Source organism: Acinetobacter sp. ANC 5600 (genome assembly GCF_002018395.1).
Lineage (GTDB): Bacteria > Pseudomonadota > Gammaproteobacteria > Pseudomonadales > Moraxellaceae > Acinetobacter > Acinetobacter amyesii.
On sequence record NZ_MVKW01000001.1, the window covers coordinates 249328 to 264266 of the forward strand.

At 40.6% G+C, this 14939-nt stretch carries 15 protein-coding genes; 7 read left to right on the top strand and 8 right to left on the bottom strand.

Going from position 1 to position 14939, the window contains the following annotated elements:
- Positions 1–129: 129 nt before the first annotated feature.
- On the bottom strand, positions 130–579 hold the full coding sequence (locus B1201_RS01285; protein WP_078192006.1) for an acyl-CoA thioesterase: 450 nt from the start codon (positions 577–579) through the stop codon (positions 130–132).
- Between the two features lie 119 nt (positions 580–698).
- Positions 699–2081, bottom strand: coding sequence for a Do family serine endopeptidase (locus B1201_RS01290; protein ID WP_078192007.1), 1383 nt, complete (start codon positions 2079–2081; stop codon positions 699–701).
- Between the two features lie 228 nt (positions 2082–2309).
- Here B1201_RS01290 and nadB point away from each other — a divergent pair, with 228 nt between their 5' ends.
- Positions 2310–3956 carry an L-aspartate oxidase gene (nadB, locus tag B1201_RS01295; protein ID WP_078192008.1) on the top strand — a complete coding sequence of 549 codons (1647 nt, stop codon included), beginning with the start codon at positions 2310–2312 and terminating at the stop codon, positions 3954–3956.
- 52 nt (positions 3957–4008) lie between these two features.
- On the opposite strand, the gene B1201_RS01300 is transcribed toward nadB, so the two are convergent.
- The 6 genes from B1201_RS01300 to pabC all read right to left on the bottom strand — a co-directional run bounded on the left by B1201_RS01300 (position 4009) and on the right by pabC (position 9017).
- On the bottom strand, positions 4009–4875 hold the full coding sequence (locus B1201_RS01300; protein WP_078192009.1) for a histone deacetylase: 867 nt from the start codon (positions 4873–4875) through the stop codon (positions 4009–4011).
- Between the two features lie 11 nt (positions 4876–4886).
- Positions 4887–5855 carry a hypothetical protein gene (locus tag B1201_RS01305; RefSeq protein WP_078192010.1) on the bottom strand — a complete coding sequence of 323 codons (969 nt, stop codon included), beginning with the start codon at positions 5853–5855 and terminating at the stop codon, positions 4887–4889.
- Positions 5856–6050: 195 nt separating this feature from the next.
- Positions 6051–6470 carry a PaaI family thioesterase gene (locus B1201_RS01310; protein WP_078192011.1) on the bottom strand — a complete coding sequence of 140 codons (420 nt, stop codon included), beginning with the start codon at positions 6468–6470 and terminating at the stop codon, positions 6051–6053.
- Between the two features lie 68 nt (positions 6471–6538).
- Positions 6539–7144, bottom strand: a complete 606-nt coding sequence (tmk, locus tag B1201_RS01315) for a dTMP kinase (RefSeq protein ID WP_078192012.1) — start codon at positions 7142–7144, stop codon at positions 6539–6541.
- Positions 7145–7153: 9 nt separating this feature from the next.
- On the bottom strand, positions 7154–8206 hold the full coding sequence (gene mltG / locus B1201_RS01320; RefSeq protein ID WP_078192013.1) for an endolytic transglycosylase MltG: 1053 nt from the start codon (positions 8204–8206) through the stop codon (positions 7154–7156).
- Position 8207: 1 nt separating this feature from the next.
- Positions 8208–9017: an aminodeoxychorismate lyase gene (pabC, locus tag B1201_RS01325; RefSeq protein ID WP_078192014.1), complete on the bottom strand. Its 810-nt coding sequence runs from the start codon at positions 9015–9017 to the stop codon at positions 8208–8210.
- Between the two features lie 161 nt (positions 9018–9178).
- On the opposite strand from pabC, the gene B1201_RS01330 reads away from it, so the two are divergent.
- The 6 genes from B1201_RS01330 (at position 9179) to B1201_RS01355 (ending at position 14891) form a co-directional block, all read left to right on the top strand.
- Positions 9179–10186, top strand: coding sequence for a sulfate ABC transporter substrate-binding protein (locus B1201_RS01330; protein ID WP_078192015.1), 1008 nt, complete (start codon positions 9179–9181; stop codon positions 10184–10186).
- Between the two features lie 176 nt (positions 10187–10362).
- Positions 10363–11376 carry a sulfate ABC transporter substrate-binding protein gene (locus B1201_RS01335; RefSeq protein WP_078192016.1) on the top strand — a complete coding sequence of 338 codons (1014 nt, stop codon included), beginning with the start codon at positions 10363–10365 and terminating at the stop codon, positions 11374–11376.
- A 33-nt stretch (positions 11377–11409) separates the two neighbouring features.
- Positions 11410–12015, top strand: coding sequence for an alpha/beta hydrolase (locus B1201_RS01340; protein WP_078192017.1), 606 nt, complete (start codon positions 11410–11412; stop codon positions 12013–12015).
- Between the two features lie 85 nt (positions 12016–12100).
- A complete protein-coding gene (gene cysT, locus B1201_RS01345; protein WP_078190342.1) occupies positions 12101–12934 on the top strand; it encodes a sulfate ABC transporter permease subunit CysT in 834 nt (277 codons plus the stop codon).
- A complete protein-coding gene (cysW, locus tag B1201_RS01350; RefSeq protein ID WP_078192018.1) occupies positions 12931–13818 on the top strand; it encodes a sulfate ABC transporter permease subunit CysW in 888 nt (295 codons plus the stop codon). The genes cysT and cysW overlap by 4 nt, the downstream gene beginning before the upstream one ends.
- Positions 13819–13829: 11 nt before the next feature.
- Positions 13830–14891, top strand: a complete 1062-nt coding sequence (locus B1201_RS01355; RefSeq protein WP_078192019.1) for a sulfate/molybdate ABC transporter ATP-binding protein — start codon at positions 13830–13832, stop codon at positions 14889–14891.
- Positions 14892–14939 lie beyond the last annotated feature (48 nt).

Here is a 14939-nt window from a genome sequence, read left to right on the forward strand (position 1 = left end):
AATTGCCGAGGATTATAGCAGATGGATTTTTCAAAGTATCGAAAATAATGCATTGCTTTTATGCTAACCACTTTTCCTGCATGTAGAACTTGGCTGGTCTTAGTTTGAAATATTACTTTGAAATCAAACTCAGAGATCATAAGCACTAAAATCAAGCGGATTTAGGCTATCCGCAATAGGTTGATACGCTTGGGTAAAGGTTGGCGACATGCGTTTTGGACGGCCTGTGGCAATTTCAATGCATGCCCACTGTGTATTGCCTGTAAATAATATCGCTTTGTCTTTAGGGCGATAAAATACATACTGCCGAAACGAATACAATGCATTGATATCATTTAGCCAAGTTCGTAAAATAATCTCCTCACCTTCGAGCGCTGCTTTACGATATTGCACATGATGCTCAACAGCGACCATGGCATGCTTCAATTCAATATATTCTTTTAAGCCTAAACCCAAAGCTTCAATATGTGCTGTCGCGACATCTTGCATCCAACTGACGTACACCACGTTATTCACATGATTTAATGTGTCGATATGTTCAGCTTGAACTGTAATTTTTAAATCAAAGATATCGCTCATAGCGTCCTGCAAATTTTAAATTGTGGCCCACAGTCTACCCATTTTTATCTAAGGGTGAATTGCAAAAACGCTAAAGTTAAAAAACCACTCGCTTGGAGTGGTTTTCATTTAGTAAATCATTACTGAATACGCATGCCCACAATCGCACGCTGTCCCTGACGAATCAAAGAAACACGTGCAATGCTACCATTTTTCAACTCAGAAATAACTTTCACAAAATCTTCAGCATTGTTTACGACTTTATTATTAACTTGGGTGACAACATCCCCCGGCTGAATTCGTGCTTGTGAAGCTATACCTCCTGCACGTACATCTTGAATTAAGACACCGCCTTTTAGACTCAGTTGTTTTAATTCATCTGCGTTTAAGTTGCGAATTGACACCCCGATCACTGGACCTTTTTTCACAGATGTCATTTCAGCTTTTGCAGGCGTATCATCTGGTGCTGTGATCAAGGTTGCTGAAATATTTTGGCGTTTATCATCACGCAGCACTTCAAGCTGAATACTTTGATTTGGACCTGTACGATTAAGATAATTCAGCAGTTCACCTGTACGTGAAATTGGTGTGCCATTAAATTTCAAAATGACATCACCCACTTTAAAGCCAGCTTTTGCAGCAGGTGAATTTGGTGCAACTTGAGTAATCAAAGAGCCTTCTGGTTTTGAAAGGTTATAAGACTCTGCAAGATTACGATCGATATCTTGTAGCATGACGCCTAAATAAGCACGTGTTACCTTGCCGTTTTTCTTTAATTGGTCTGCAACATCCATTGCAACATCAATGGGAATCGAGAACGATAACCCCATATAACCGCCTGTACCACTAAAAATACGAGAATTTACCCCGACCACTTCACCAGACTGATTAAATAATGGACCACCCGAATTACCCGGGTTCAATGCCACGTCGGTTTGAATGAATGGAACCGAGGTTTCTCCCATCATATTACGCATTTTAGCACTAACGATTCCTGCTGAAGCTGAATAGTCAAAGCCAAATGGTGAACCAATGGCCAACACTGGCTCACCTACACGTAAACGGTCAACATTGCCTGTGCGTAGCTCAGGAAAATTTGAACCTTTGACCTTTAACAAAGCCACGTCAGTCCGCTCATCACTACCCACAACTGTGGCATCAATTTCACGGCGGTCATTGAGTACGATGGTGACTTTCGAGGCATCTTCTACCACATGGTGATTTGTCAATAAATAACCATCTTTACTAATAAAGAATGCGCTTCCATAACCGGTCTTTTCTTGCGGCATTTTTTGCTGCGGAATAACCACCTGATTACCGAAAAAGCGTCGTAATATTTCTGGGACTTGTTGCTGCAAAAGCTCTTCTTGACTAAGCTTTTTAACCACATTCACGCTTACGACAGCTGGGCTGACTTGTTCAACCAAATTGGAAAAATCAACAGGACCCGCTGCCTGAGTCTGCACGCTAGCAACCGTAAACACAGCTGCATAGAGTCCCTTTTGTAAATACGATTTATTCATTGTTAGCATTCACTCAATTGTGCTTATCATTTGAAATACGTTAGTTTTTATCACAATGCAAGTCTAAGCTTCGTAATAAAATGTTTGATGATTATTTATGATAAATAATCTTAAACATTCCTTAAATATTACAGATCTATGAATATTTTTCATTATTTAGTTAATTTATAGTCATTGCGTTTTTAGGCAAAAACAGTTGTGATGATCGGACATTTTTAAAATTAGCTGATGGACATGTCTAATTTAAACACGATACATCAATTTGATGTAATTATTGTGGGAAGTGGCGGTGCAGGCCTAAGTTTAGCCCTATCGCTACCAGATCATTTTAATATTGCTGTTTTAGCTAAATCGACGCTGACGGATGCCAGCACATATTATGCCCAAGGTGGTGTTGCTGCCGTCCTCGATAAAACAGATTCCATTGAACAGCATATCAATGACACCATGATTGCCGGTGCGCATTTATGTGAAATGGCGGCGGTAAAACAAACCGTTGAAGGTGGTAAATCTTCTGTCGATTTTCTACTGAATCAGGGTGTGCAATTTACTTTAGACGAACAAGAACAGTTACATCTGACACGTGAAGGTGGTCACTCTCAACGGCGGATTATCCATGCAGCAGATGCCACAGGTCGTGCTATTTCCACAACATTGGTTGAACGTGCGCAAGAAAAAGCCAATATTCATATTTTTGAAAATTTTATTGCAATCGATTTAATCACCGCACAAAAATTAAATCCTGAAACTGAAAACCGTGCTCTCGGTCTGTATGCTTTAGATGAAAAAACCGAAAAAGTACATACCTTTTTAGCACCCTTCACTGCCCTTGCCTGTGGTGGTGCCATGAAAGCATATTTATATACATCAAATCCCGACATTGCGACGGGTGATGGTATTGCCATGGCGTATCGTGCAGGCTGCCGTGTTGCCAATATGGAGTTTAACCAATTCCATCCAACCTGCTTATATCATCCTCAAGCTCGCTCTTTCTTAATTACCGAAGCGATGCGTGGCGAAGGTGCCTATTTACGTCTTCCAGATGGTGAACGCTTTATGCTGCGCTTTGATGAGCGTGCCGAATTAGCACCACGCGATATCGTAGCGCGCGCGATTGATTATGAAATCAAACGTCTAGGAATCCGTCATGTTTGGCTTGATATCACCCATAAACCTGCAGAATTTGTCAAAGAACATTTTCCAACATTGTATGCACGCTTAATGGAACTCGGTATTGATATTACCAAAGAAATGATTCCGGTGGTTCCGGCAGCACACTACACCTGTGGTGGCGTTGTGGTCGATGAAAACAGTCAGACCGATGTTCCAGGCCTATATGCCATTGGGGAAACCTCTTATACCGGCCTACATGGTGCAAACCGTATGGCGAGTAACTCCTTACTGGAATGTTTTGTCTATGGTATGAGTGCTTCAGCACATATCACAGCACAGCATCAAGGAGCTTATCAGGCGCCTCATGTCCCAGAATGGGATGACTCGCAAGTGACCAACCCTGATGAAGACGTGGTGATTTTGCAGAATTGGGATGAACTTCGCCAAACCATGTGGAATTACGTGGGCATTGTCAGAACGACCAAGCGCCTCCAACGTGCCCTACACCGCATTGAAATGCTTAAGCGTGAAATCACCGAGTATTACCAAGATTACCAAGTCAGTAAAAATCTGATTGAACTCCGTAACTTAGTATTGGTATCAGAAATGATTGTGCGCTGTGCAATGGAACGTAAAGAGTCTCGTGGTCTGCATTTTACTTTAGACTATCCTGAACAAGCAGACGAACTACGTAAAACGGTGTTAAGTCCACCCGATTTCACGGTTGATTGCCCTGTAGTTAATACTGAGTTAGTCTCTTAAAACTTTTAAATTAAAAAAAGCCGCACATGATGTCGGCTTTTTTTTGATTTTACTACCCATAAATATGTAATGCCGCTTTGAAAGTTTCTAAGTGCAGATTTACAAGATCATTCATATTTTGATAGCCCCCAGCCAATACAAACATCAGCGGAATATCTGCATGTTTAGCCAAATTGAAGACCATTTCTTCGCGTTTCTGTATCAAAGCGGTGCTAAACCATGATGAACCAAAAGGGTCAGCTTGATGACAATCCATCCCTGCTTGATAAATAATTAAATCTGCACCCCATGCTTTAGCTTGCTGTATTCCTTCATGTATAGCCAAAGTATATTGTGCGAAATTTCCACGATCTTTATGCACATGCCGTGTTAAAGAACGTTCATAAGTAGGACAACCAAAATGTAGCCCATAAATACTAAAATTAAAAAGGTTCTCTAACCGTCTAGTAAAATCAGCTGTGCCATTCCCCCCATGTTGATCGCAATCGAGTACAAAGATTTTTTTATTCGGATTCTGCTGTGCCACCAAAGCCAAACCATTGAATGTGCAAAATGATCCGCCATATTCATACACTGCATGGTGAAAACCTTGTGCAACATTCGCTGCGATACCTTTTTGTAAAGCCAAATCTGCAGCCATCAACTGCCCTGCATTGATTCTCAGCACGGCATCTCGAAGCTGAGTATTCCACGGCTTAAAACCTGAAAAGGTCGCAAGCTTAGCGGGCTGCCCTGTCATAAAAGCATCTACATAAACAGGATCATGTACTTGGCTTAAAATTTCAGCGTCGATACACTCAGGCTCATGTATTCTGATGTTCTGCCATTGTTCTAAAGCTGTTCCAACTGCTAATAATTTTTCCATACTATTGGTATGGGTATGAGCAAAATATTTTGGCGAAAAGCATACATCTAACATGATGGAAACACTCAAAGTTGCGCTATTGCCACATCTATTAATTGCTGAAGCTCAGTCGTACCTGGACTATACAGACCATTATCCACTTGCTGCTGAAAATGTGTACTGAAGGCACGCTTTCGATTTTGAGGCGACACTGACAAAGTCGTTAAGCGTAAAAACCACCACCCAGAAATGGCCTGATAAGGAATCACAAAACCTTTAAACTCACGATTTTGTCGTTTTTCAACTAATTGTTCAGCATCATAACTCACGGAAAAAAGTGAACCCGCTGGAATACGAACACCATTCATGAGTACAGGTTTCAAGCTGATACAAGAATGGTTATCCCCCATATTTAATTTTTCCATAAATAAGGGCTGACCGTATTCATCTACAAAAATATTAATTTCACCGCTACGAAATACACGTCGATGTGCAATTTTTAAAAAGAAATTTTCAGCCATTGGACAAGAGCCAACTTTTGGCTTTTTAGCCAGTGCTTGTACTTCAACGATTTGGTTTTCAGTTGACGATTTTGGCAAAATCAGATCTTCAATCAAGGTACAAATAAGCTGACTTTCTTCCAAATTTGCATGTTGCTGAATTTGACGCAAACTTTTTTGAAGATGTAATTCTTTCTGTAAAACCTCGTAAAAGTCTGTAAATTGTTTCAATTGCTGAATGTTTTGATTTAAATTTTGATTTAAATCTAGATGACGCCAACCTGACAAATCTAAATGATAAGCACGACTTTGATCTAAAATTTTGCGTAAACCATGCGTGTCATATTGATCAAAGAGTTTGAGATCTTGAAATTCATGTGATGCACGCGGCAAATTAATATATTCAGCTAATACTCGTGTGGCTTGAGTATATCCACAGCCACGTCGTTCTGTTTGATGTGAGTAATGCTCATTCAGCATTTCTGTCAATTTTTCTGACAAAGGATATGCATGCTCCTGAAAGAGCCGAACAACTTCATGTGCAGTAGCAGTCATGTATTTAACCAATCAAATCTGTGATTCAATTATAGATTTAAAATAACACTTATGAGTTAATTGATTTCTACTAAGCTATTGAAATTATGCAAATAAAAATACACTACGCAGAAAATTCACCAACCAATGCACAATTTATTTAGACAGACTGCTGTATTTTAATCCAATCTAATGGATCAACTGCATATTTTCAGTTCAATATCGCTGCAGAGGAATCGAATAGCTACCGGTAATATGAGCCACAGGCTCTTCAACACCCTCTGAATAAACCAATACCTCACCATAAATGATGCTTTTACCGACTTTAAGTAATCGACATTCTCCCCGCAAATCTTTATTCGCCTCAGGCTTCCTTAAAAAGTTAATATTCATACTTGTGGTGACTGCAAGTCCGACAATTCCAATCTCTGCAAGTATTGCCACATACAATGCAAAGTCCGCCAAAGTCATCATAGTCGGGCCTGAAACAGTATTGCCAGGCCGCAAATCTTTTTCAGTCACATGCCAAATTAAAGTGGCAGCCTTTTCACCAACTTCAACGATAGTGCAATGCTTTAAGCTTGGCGCAAATTCAGTCTTAAGGAAATTGATAATCTCCTGTTTTGTAGCATGCATAAAAAATCATCCATAACTTTTGCTATGAATGATTTTTAAATCAATTACCTAACAAATACTATGGCATTTTAGATCTGCTGTAGTTGCGATAATGCCTGTTGGAATACATGCTCAGGTGTTTGGGTTGCTTCAAGGCGTTTCATTCGTTCAGGGTGCGTTTGATGAATCTCAGCAAAACCTGATCTTACTTTCTCAAAGAAAGTTGCTTTCTCTTGCTCAAAACGATCTAAAGCACCACGCTCTCTTGCTCTTAACATTCCTGTTTCAATCGGTGCATCAAGCCAAAAAGTAATATCTGGCATACGCGCCACAAAACCGTCATTTAAAACTTTCAGTTTTTCTCGGTCCAAACCACGACCTGCACACTGATATGCAAAACTCGAATCTGTAAAACGGTCACATAAAACGATTTTACCTTCTGCCAATGCAGGTAAAATCACGCGCGCCAAATGCTGTGCGCGTGCAGCATACATAAGTAACAACTCTGTATCATCACTCATTGCTTCATCATGATTGACGGCCAAAAGTAATGCACGAATTTGTTCAGCCATAGGTGTACCACCCGGCTCACGTGTAAGTACGACATTTTTACCCAAATTTTGGAAATGATCATGTAATTTACGAATGAGTGTAGTTTTACCCACACCTTCCGTGCCTTCAAAACTAATAAACATGCTCACTCCTTAGTTTTTCGCACGAATTACAGATAAATATTCTTGTACCGCGCGGTTATGGTCTTGCAAATTACTGCTAAATTTATGGCCGCCATTTCCTGTTGCAACAAAATATATATTGTTAGATGAATCAGGATGCATTGCAGCTTCAATAGCTTTTTGACTCGGCAAAGCAATCGGTGTTGGTGGTAAACCATTAATCGTGTAAGTGTTATAGGCTGTTGGTGTACGTAAGTCCTGACGCGTAATATTACCGTTGTACTTATCGCCCATGCCATAAATAACCGTAGGGTCTGTTTGTAAACGCATGCCTTGTTGTAAACGACGGACAAACACCCCTGATACTTGCTCTAACTCACGATCAAGACTGGTTTCTTTTTCAATAATCGATGCCATGATCAAGGCTTCATATTTATCTTTATAAGGTAAATTTTGAGCTCGATTATTCCAAGCCTGATCTAATGCTTTGATTTGTCGGTTATACAAATCCTTCAAAATTTTGCGATCAGACTCGCCTTTTGCAAAGAAATACGTATTCGGTGCAAATAATCCTTCAGGGTGTGAATACGGAATGCCGAGCTCTTTTAAGATTTCTGCATACGGTAAATGACTGATGTCATGCGTTACCAATGGGTCATTTTTTAAAGCATCAATGAGTTGCTTAAATGTCGTCCCTTCAATCACTAAAATACGATTCATTTGCGCATTTTCAGAATTCGAAATCAACTCCATAACTTCTCGTACACTCATACCTTCATGAATTTCATACACACCTGCTTTTAAGGTGTCATTAATCATGAACTTTTGGTACAACTTCAAAATAATAGGAAAATGAACTTGTTTCTCTTTGGCTAGTCTGTCAATAAATCCTGAATAGGTATCCCCTGCACCAATCGCCAACATTTGCTTTTTGCCTTCCACAGGATAGGCTTTAAACAAACTCGACCACAGTAAGATCGCCACAAGTACAACGATACCAAGTAGCACAACCAAACATGCTTTAAATGGAAAACCTGCTTTGGCAGATTTTTTCTTATTTGTTTTTTTAGACACGGTGGACATATTAACGAATCTGACTTAATTGAAGTGTTCGGAAAAGTTCAATACAAGCTTGAACATCTAACTCAACTCCATTCAGAGTTGATGCAATTTTCATGGGACTTAAGGCATTACAGAAAAAAACACTCTGAAAATGCGTAATTTCATCCATATTGACGTGACGTTGAGTACATGGAATCTGAAGCTGCTGCATCCGTTTTAAAATTTCTGCACGCATGACACCATGCACGCCATTATAACGAAGTTCGGGTGTAATCCATCCTTCATTTGTACGAATAAAACAATTACTGCTCACACCTTCAACAACTGTACCTTGCACATCCGTCACCAAAGCTTCGCCCCATGGAGTTTGATCCAACTCTGCTTTGAGCATGACTTGTTCTAATCGATTTAAGGACTTTAAGCCCACCAAACTTGGCATGGTTAACCCAATTGCTTGATGTAATACACCACTTTCGACAGTTTCGTACTCAAAATCTGCAACGGCTTTGGAGTAATAAAACACCCAAACATCTGCTGGATGCTCAGGCAAACTATAACCCCGCTGACCGATACCGCGACTCAACACAATTTTTAAAGTGCCATTAACGACATCTTGTTTACGTAACAATTTTAAAGTGTCTTCAATGAGGCTTAAATCTGCATTTAGTTTTAATCGCTCATTGCTCAGTTTTAATCGTGCAATATGCAAAGCTAAAAGTTCTATTTGTCCTTGGCGAATACGTGCCGTGCTAAAACAGCCATCGCCATAGTGAAAGGCGCGATCAAGTAAATTAACTTGTTCTATTTGCTGCGCATTTTTAAAACACTGCATACGTCGTCATCCCAATTACATCACTTTATTTTAAAAAATAATCGCTCAGCATATATTTCTTTTTTGTTCATATTAAATTCTTTTTTAATTATTTTTTCTGCATTAAAACTACAGATATTCTTGCCTCATCCAACAAAACATGTATAAAAATTGAGGACAACATGAATCTATCGAAATTAAAACTTGGGGTTTTGGCTGCATTCATTTCTGCCACAGCATTTAGTGCATCTGCCAAAGATTTCTTAAATGTGTCATATGATCCAACCCGTGAATTGTATGACAACTTCAATAAAGACTTTAGTGTTTACTGGAAAAAAACCACAGGCCAAGACATTAACTTTAAACAATCTCATGGCGGCTCAGGCAAACAGGCTCGTGCAGTTATTGATGGTCTAGATGCAGATGTCGTCACTTTGGCTTTGGCTGCAGATATTGATGAAATTGCTGCACGTGGTTTAGTTGCAAAAGACTGGCAAAAGAAATTCCCACAAAACTCAACGCCATATACATCGACCATTGTGTTCTTAGTGCATAAAGGCAACCCGAAAGGCATTAAAGACTGGGGCGATTTAATTAAACCGGGTGTCGACATTATTACCCCGCACCCAAAAACATCGGGTGGTGCGCGCTGGAACTATCTAGCAGCGTGGGCTTGGGCAAAACATCAAGCAGGTGGTAATGATGCAAAAGCCCAAGAATTTGTCCGTCAAATTTATAAGCAAACCAAAGTCCTCGACTCAGGCGCACGTGGTGCAACAACTACATTCGCTGAACGTGGCATTGGTGACGTGCTATTGGCTTGGGAAAATGAAGCACATTTGGCAGTTCGTGAACAGCCGGGTAAGTTTGAGATTGTGACCCCTTCACTTTCTATCTTGGCCGAGCCACCTGTTGCGATTGTAGAAAAAAATGCTAAGAAAGATGGCAATGAAAATTTAGCCAAAGCGTATTTAAATTATCTGTACTCACCTGCAGGTCAAACTATTGCCGCACAGAACTATTATCGTCCACGTAATGCGGCAGTTTTAGCAAAATATAAAAATGTTTTTAAACCTTTAAAACTCGTCACGATTGATAAAGAGTTTGGTGGTTGGAGCAAAGTGCAGAAAAAACATTTTGAAAATGGTGGCGTCTTTGACCAAATCGTGAAGACCAATAATTCCAAATAATGCTTTAAATACTGAAAAGCATCTTCCTTTCGCATAAGGTCGATGCTTTTTTTTCATAGACATGCCTTTTATCTTTTTTATTCATATAAAATTCGTTTTTAATTATTTTTTATGCATAAAGATTGGCGCTATTCTTCACCCATATTACAGATAAAGTAAAAATTATTGAGGTTCACATGAGTATTTCGGCAAAGTTAAAATTGGGTGTTCTTGCTGCAGTCATTTCGACGGTTTCTTTTGGCGCAGCTGCGAAAGATTTTTTAAACGTATCTTACGACCCAACGCGTGAACTCTATGAAAGTGTGAATAAAGACTTCAGTAAATATTGGGAAAGCCGTACAGGTCAAAAAATTAATTTTAAACAATCTCACGGTGGTTCAGGCAAACAAGCGCGTGCAGTCATTGATGGCTTAGATGCCGATGTAGTGACTTTAGCACTTGCAGCGGATATTGATGTGATTGCAGAAAAAGCCAAACTTTTACCTGCAGATTGGCAGAAGAAACTTCCACAAAACTCAACGCCATATACCTCAACGATTGTATTCTTAGTCCGTAAAGGCAACCCCAAAGCAGTTAAAGATTGGGGCGATCTGGTTAAACCAGGCGTGGGTATTATCACCCCAAACCCGAAAACCTCAGGCGGTGCACGTTGGAACTATTTAGCTGCATGGGCTTGGGCAAAACATCAAGCGGGTGGTAATGATACAACGGCTCAAGAATTTGTCCGTAAAATTTATAAAAACACCAAAGTGCTCGATTCAGGCGCACGTGGTTCGACTACGACCTTTGCTGAACGTGGTATTGGTGATGTATTGCTGGCTTGGGAAAATGAAGCACATTTAGCGATTCGTGAACAACCGGGTAAATTTGAAATTGTGACCCCTTCACTTTCAATTTTAGCTGAGCCCCCTGTTGCTGTTTTAGAAAAAAATGCAGAGAAAAAAGGTAATCTTTATTTAGCCAAAGGTTATTTAAACTTCCTTTATTCACCACGTGGTCAGCAAATCGCAGCTCAGAACTTTTACCGTCCACGTAACGCTACAACGCTTGCACAATACGCATCAGTCTTTAAGCCACTTAAACTCGTAACCATTGATAAAGAATTTGGTGGTTGGGATAAAGTCCAAAAAGCACACTTTGAAAATGGCGGCGTGTTTGACCAAATCGTCAAAGCCAACAATGGAAAATAAGACCATTCATTGACTGAATCAGGAGAACTTGACATGACACATACAGTAATTGTCCCGGGTGTAGGCGGTAGTGAACACGCACATTGGCAATCTTGGTTACAACGTCAGCTCATGTCTAGCTCTCGTGTTCAGCAAAAAGACTGGAATCATCCTGTACTAAAAGACTGGATTAAACAATTCGTTAAAACCGTACGACCTTTACAGGGTGAAATTCAAATTGTGGCGCATAGCTTTGGTTGTTTAACCACGGTGGCAGCATTGGCCTTGTATCCAGAACTTAATAAAAAAATCAAAAATTTAGTTTTGGTTGCGCCAGCCAATCCAGCACGCTTTGGTGAAAACGGCTTTGCACGCGACAGTACAACAGATTACAAAGCATTTTTTCATCAGTTAAGTATTCGTGTGCCGACAACGATGTTGATTAGTGAAAATGATCCTTGGCTTGGCTTTGAAGATGCAAAACAACTTGCAGGTGCTTGGAAGCTCTACCCTGTGAATATGGGCGCTGTGGGTCACATTAATGTTGCATCAGGTTTTGGGCCGTTTCCTGAAATTTTCAATTACTTAATTTCAGAAAACCACATGAAACATATCAGCTTTACTGATGAAAACAAGTATTTATTTCAATTTGCTTTTTAAGTACTGAGCATTAAGCTTGTCGCAAAATCATTTATTCAATTTTGCTGACCTTTTAAGTCAGCTTTTCTCATTTTGAGGAGTCATCATGTCGCAGCGATCCCGAGTGCTGCCAGGATTTGGTCTTTCTCTAGGCTTTACCCTAGCGTATTTATCCTTAATTGTGCTCATTCCCCTTTCGGCCGTATTTATTAAATCTTTAGGTATCGGTTGGGATGGACTATGGGAGATTTTAAGCTCAGAACGTATTTTAAAATCGTTACAACTGAGTTTTAGTGCCGCCATTATTGCTGCGCTAGTTAATGTGGTTTTTGGTTTGCTCTTAGCATGGTGTTTGGTTCGTTATACCTTCCCGGGTAAACGTATTGTCGATGCATTGGTTGATTTACCTTTTGCATTGCCAACTGCCGTTGCGGGTATTGCATTGACTTCGTTATATGCACCGACTGGTTGGATCGGTCAGTACCTTGAACCTATTGGCATTAAAGTCGCATATACCCCGATCGGTATTACCTTAGCCCTCATCTTTATTGGTATTCCTTTTGTGGTTCGCACTGTACAGCCTGTACTGAGTGATCTAGAAACTGAACTTGAAGAAGCAGCTTCGGCACTGGGCGCAAACCGCTTTCAGATCGTGACCAAAGTGATCTTACCTATTCTATTTCCTGCGCTGTTAACAGGTTTTGCTCTGGCATTTGCTCGTGGTGTGGGTGAATATGGATCGGTGATTTTTATCGCAGGTAACCAACCCTTCAAGACTGAAATTGCCCCATTGATGATTATCTCTCGCCTTGAAGAATATGATTATGCAGGTGCGACCACGATTGCTGTTGTGATGCTGGTGATTTCTTTTGCCATTTTATTCTTAATTAACTTGGTTCAAGCATGGGCAAGTCGCCGTACAGGGAGAACTGCACGATGAATACGAACAGTAATGCGCTTGCGGAAAAATTACAGTCGCGTGATGCAACGCGTGAACCGACATGGGTTCGTTATACCCTGATCATCATTGCTTTAATTTTCTTCTTAAGCTGCCTGATTCTGCCATTGGTTTTGGTTTTCGTTGAAGCCTTTAAACAAGGTGTTGGCGTTTACTTCCAAGCACTGGTACATCCAGATACATTATCAGCAGTAAAACTTACGTTACTTACAGCTGTGATTGCCGTACCGTTGAACGTCGTCTTTGGTGTAGCTGCGGCATGGTCTGTTGCCAAGTTTAATTTCCGTGGTAAATCTATTTTAACCACGATTATTGATATGCCATTTTCAGTCTCTCCAGTTATTGCTGGCTTAATGTTGGTATTGATTTTTGGTACTCAAGGTTGGTTAGGCGGCTGGCTGATGGATAACGACATCAAAATTTTATATGCCGTTCCAGCCATTGTCCTTGCTACTGTGTTTATTACCGTTCCTTTTGTGGCACGTGAGTTGATTCCATTAATGGAAGCTCAAGGGACTGAGGAAGAAGAAGCAGCAATCGTATTGGGTGCTTCAGGATGGCAGACATTCTGGAAAGTGACACTTCCAAATATCAAATGGGGCTTAATCTACGGCGTGATTCTCTGTAATGCACGTGCAATGGGTGAGTTTGGTGCTGTTTCTGTGGTTTCAGGTCACATTCGCGGCGAAACCAACACCTTACCGCTACACGTAGAAATCCTTTATAACGAATATACCTTTAGTGCTGCTTTTGCTGTGTCTTCACTATTAGCGCTCTTGGCGATTGTGACCCTGATTTTAAAAACATGGGTTGAACTACGTCAGGAACGACAAGACAAGCGTAAAGAAGATTCACAAGTTTCTTAAGGAATGACCTCATGAGTATTCAAGTAAAAAATATTGAAAAACACTTTGGTGCATTCCATGCACTTAAAAATATCTCTTTAGATTTCCCTGATGGCCAGCTCGTTGCGTTGCTTGGCCCATCAGGCTGTGGTAAAACCACCCTGCTCCGTATCATTGCAGGACTTGAATCTGCTGATGGCGGTCAAGTCATTCTAGAAGGTGAAGATGCCACTAAAGTTCATGTCCGTGAACGTGAAGTTGGTTTTGTATTCCAACATTATGCACTATTCCGTCATATGACCGTATTTGACAACATTGCTTTTGGTTTACGCGTACGCCCACGTGCAACGCGTCCAAATGAAGCTGAAATCAAAAAACGGGTTACTCGTTTACTTGATCTTGTTCAACTTGGTTTCTTGGCTGACCGTTACCCAGCTCAGCTTTCAGGTGGTCAACGCCAACGTATTGCCTTAGCACGTGCATTAGCGGTTGAGCCGCGTGTGTTATTACTGGATGAACCTTTTGGTGCATTGGATGCCAAAGTTCGTAAAGAATTACGCCGCTGGTTACGTACCTTGCATGACGAACTCCACATTACCTCTATTTTCGTGACCCATGACCAAGAAGAAGCGCTTGAAGTGGCCGATCAAATCATTGTGATGAATAAAGGTAACGTAGAACAGATTGGCTCGCCACGTGAAGTTTATGAAAAACCTGCAACACCGTTTGTATTTGACTTTTTAGGTCAAGCCAACCGTTTTGAAGGTCAAAATAGCAATGGCCTAATACAAATTGGTGAAGACCGAATTTTGTTGCCACAAAATGCCAATGCACCGCAAGGCAATGTCATTGCCTTTGCTCGTCCGGATGAACTGCGTATTCATGCACAGCCGCAAGAAAATGCCATCCAAGCGACTTTTGTACGTGAGCTTTGGATTGCAGGTAAAGTCATTGCTGAACTGCATGACCGCCAAGGCAATCTGATCGAAATTTCATTAACGGCTGATGAAGCGAAAGCGCATCAATTCCGCCCAAATCAAACGGTATGGTTAAGTGCAACAAACTTGCATTTATTTGAAAACCAAGTTGCATAAAACAAAAAGTTGGGGCCGTCACAAGCCCCACTTGCTTTTAAGGTAAAA

What these genes read in the sequence shown, in the direction of transcription:
- B1201_RS01285 (WP_078192006.1), bottom strand. Translation starts at nt 579, where the DNA reads ATGAGCGATATCTTTGATTTAAAAATTACAGTTCAAGCTGAACATATC.
- B1201_RS01290 (WP_078192007.1), bottom strand. Translation starts at nt 2,081, where the DNA reads ATGAATAAATCGTATTTACAAAAGGGACTCTATGCAGCTGTGTTTACG.
- nadB (WP_078192008.1), top strand. Translation starts at nt 2,310, where the DNA reads ATGGACATGTCTAATTTAAACACGATACATCAATTTGATGTAATTATT.
- B1201_RS01300 (WP_078192009.1), bottom strand. Translation starts at nt 4,875, where the DNA reads ATGTTAGATGTATGCTTTTCGCCAAAATATTTTGCTCATACCCATACC.
- B1201_RS01305 (WP_078192010.1), bottom strand. Translation starts at nt 5,855, where the DNA reads ATGACTGCTACTGCACATGAAGTTGTTCGGCTCTTTCAGGAGCATGCA.
- B1201_RS01310 (WP_078192011.1), bottom strand. Translation starts at nt 6,470, where the DNA reads ATGCATGCTACAAAACAGGAGATTATCAATTTCCTTAAGACTGAATTT.
- tmk (WP_078192012.1), bottom strand. Translation starts at nt 7,144, where the DNA reads ATGTTTATTAGTTTTGAAGGCACGGAAGGTGTGGGTAAAACTACACTC.
- mltG (WP_078192013.1), bottom strand. Translation starts at nt 8,206, where the DNA reads ATGTCCACCGTGTCTAAAAAAACAAATAAGAAAAAATCTGCCAAAGCA.
- pabC (WP_078192014.1), bottom strand. Translation starts at nt 9,017, where the DNA reads ATGCAGTGTTTTAAAAATGCGCAGCAAATAGAACAAGTTAATTTACTT.
- B1201_RS01330 (WP_078192015.1), top strand. Translation starts at nt 9,179, where the DNA reads ATGAATCTATCGAAATTAAAACTTGGGGTTTTGGCTGCATTCATTTCT.
- B1201_RS01335 (WP_078192016.1), top strand. Translation starts at nt 10,363, where the DNA reads ATGAGTATTTCGGCAAAGTTAAAATTGGGTGTTCTTGCTGCAGTCATT.
- B1201_RS01340 (WP_078192017.1), top strand. Translation starts at nt 11,410, where the DNA reads ATGACACATACAGTAATTGTCCCGGGTGTAGGCGGTAGTGAACACGCA.
- cysT (WP_078190342.1), top strand. Translation starts at nt 12,101, where the DNA reads ATGTCGCAGCGATCCCGAGTGCTGCCAGGATTTGGTCTTTCTCTAGGC.
- cysW (WP_078192018.1), top strand. Translation starts at nt 12,931, where the DNA reads ATGAATACGAACAGTAATGCGCTTGCGGAAAAATTACAGTCGCGTGAT.
- B1201_RS01355 (WP_078192019.1), top strand. Translation starts at nt 13,830, where the DNA reads ATGAGTATTCAAGTAAAAAATATTGAAAAACACTTTGGTGCATTCCAT.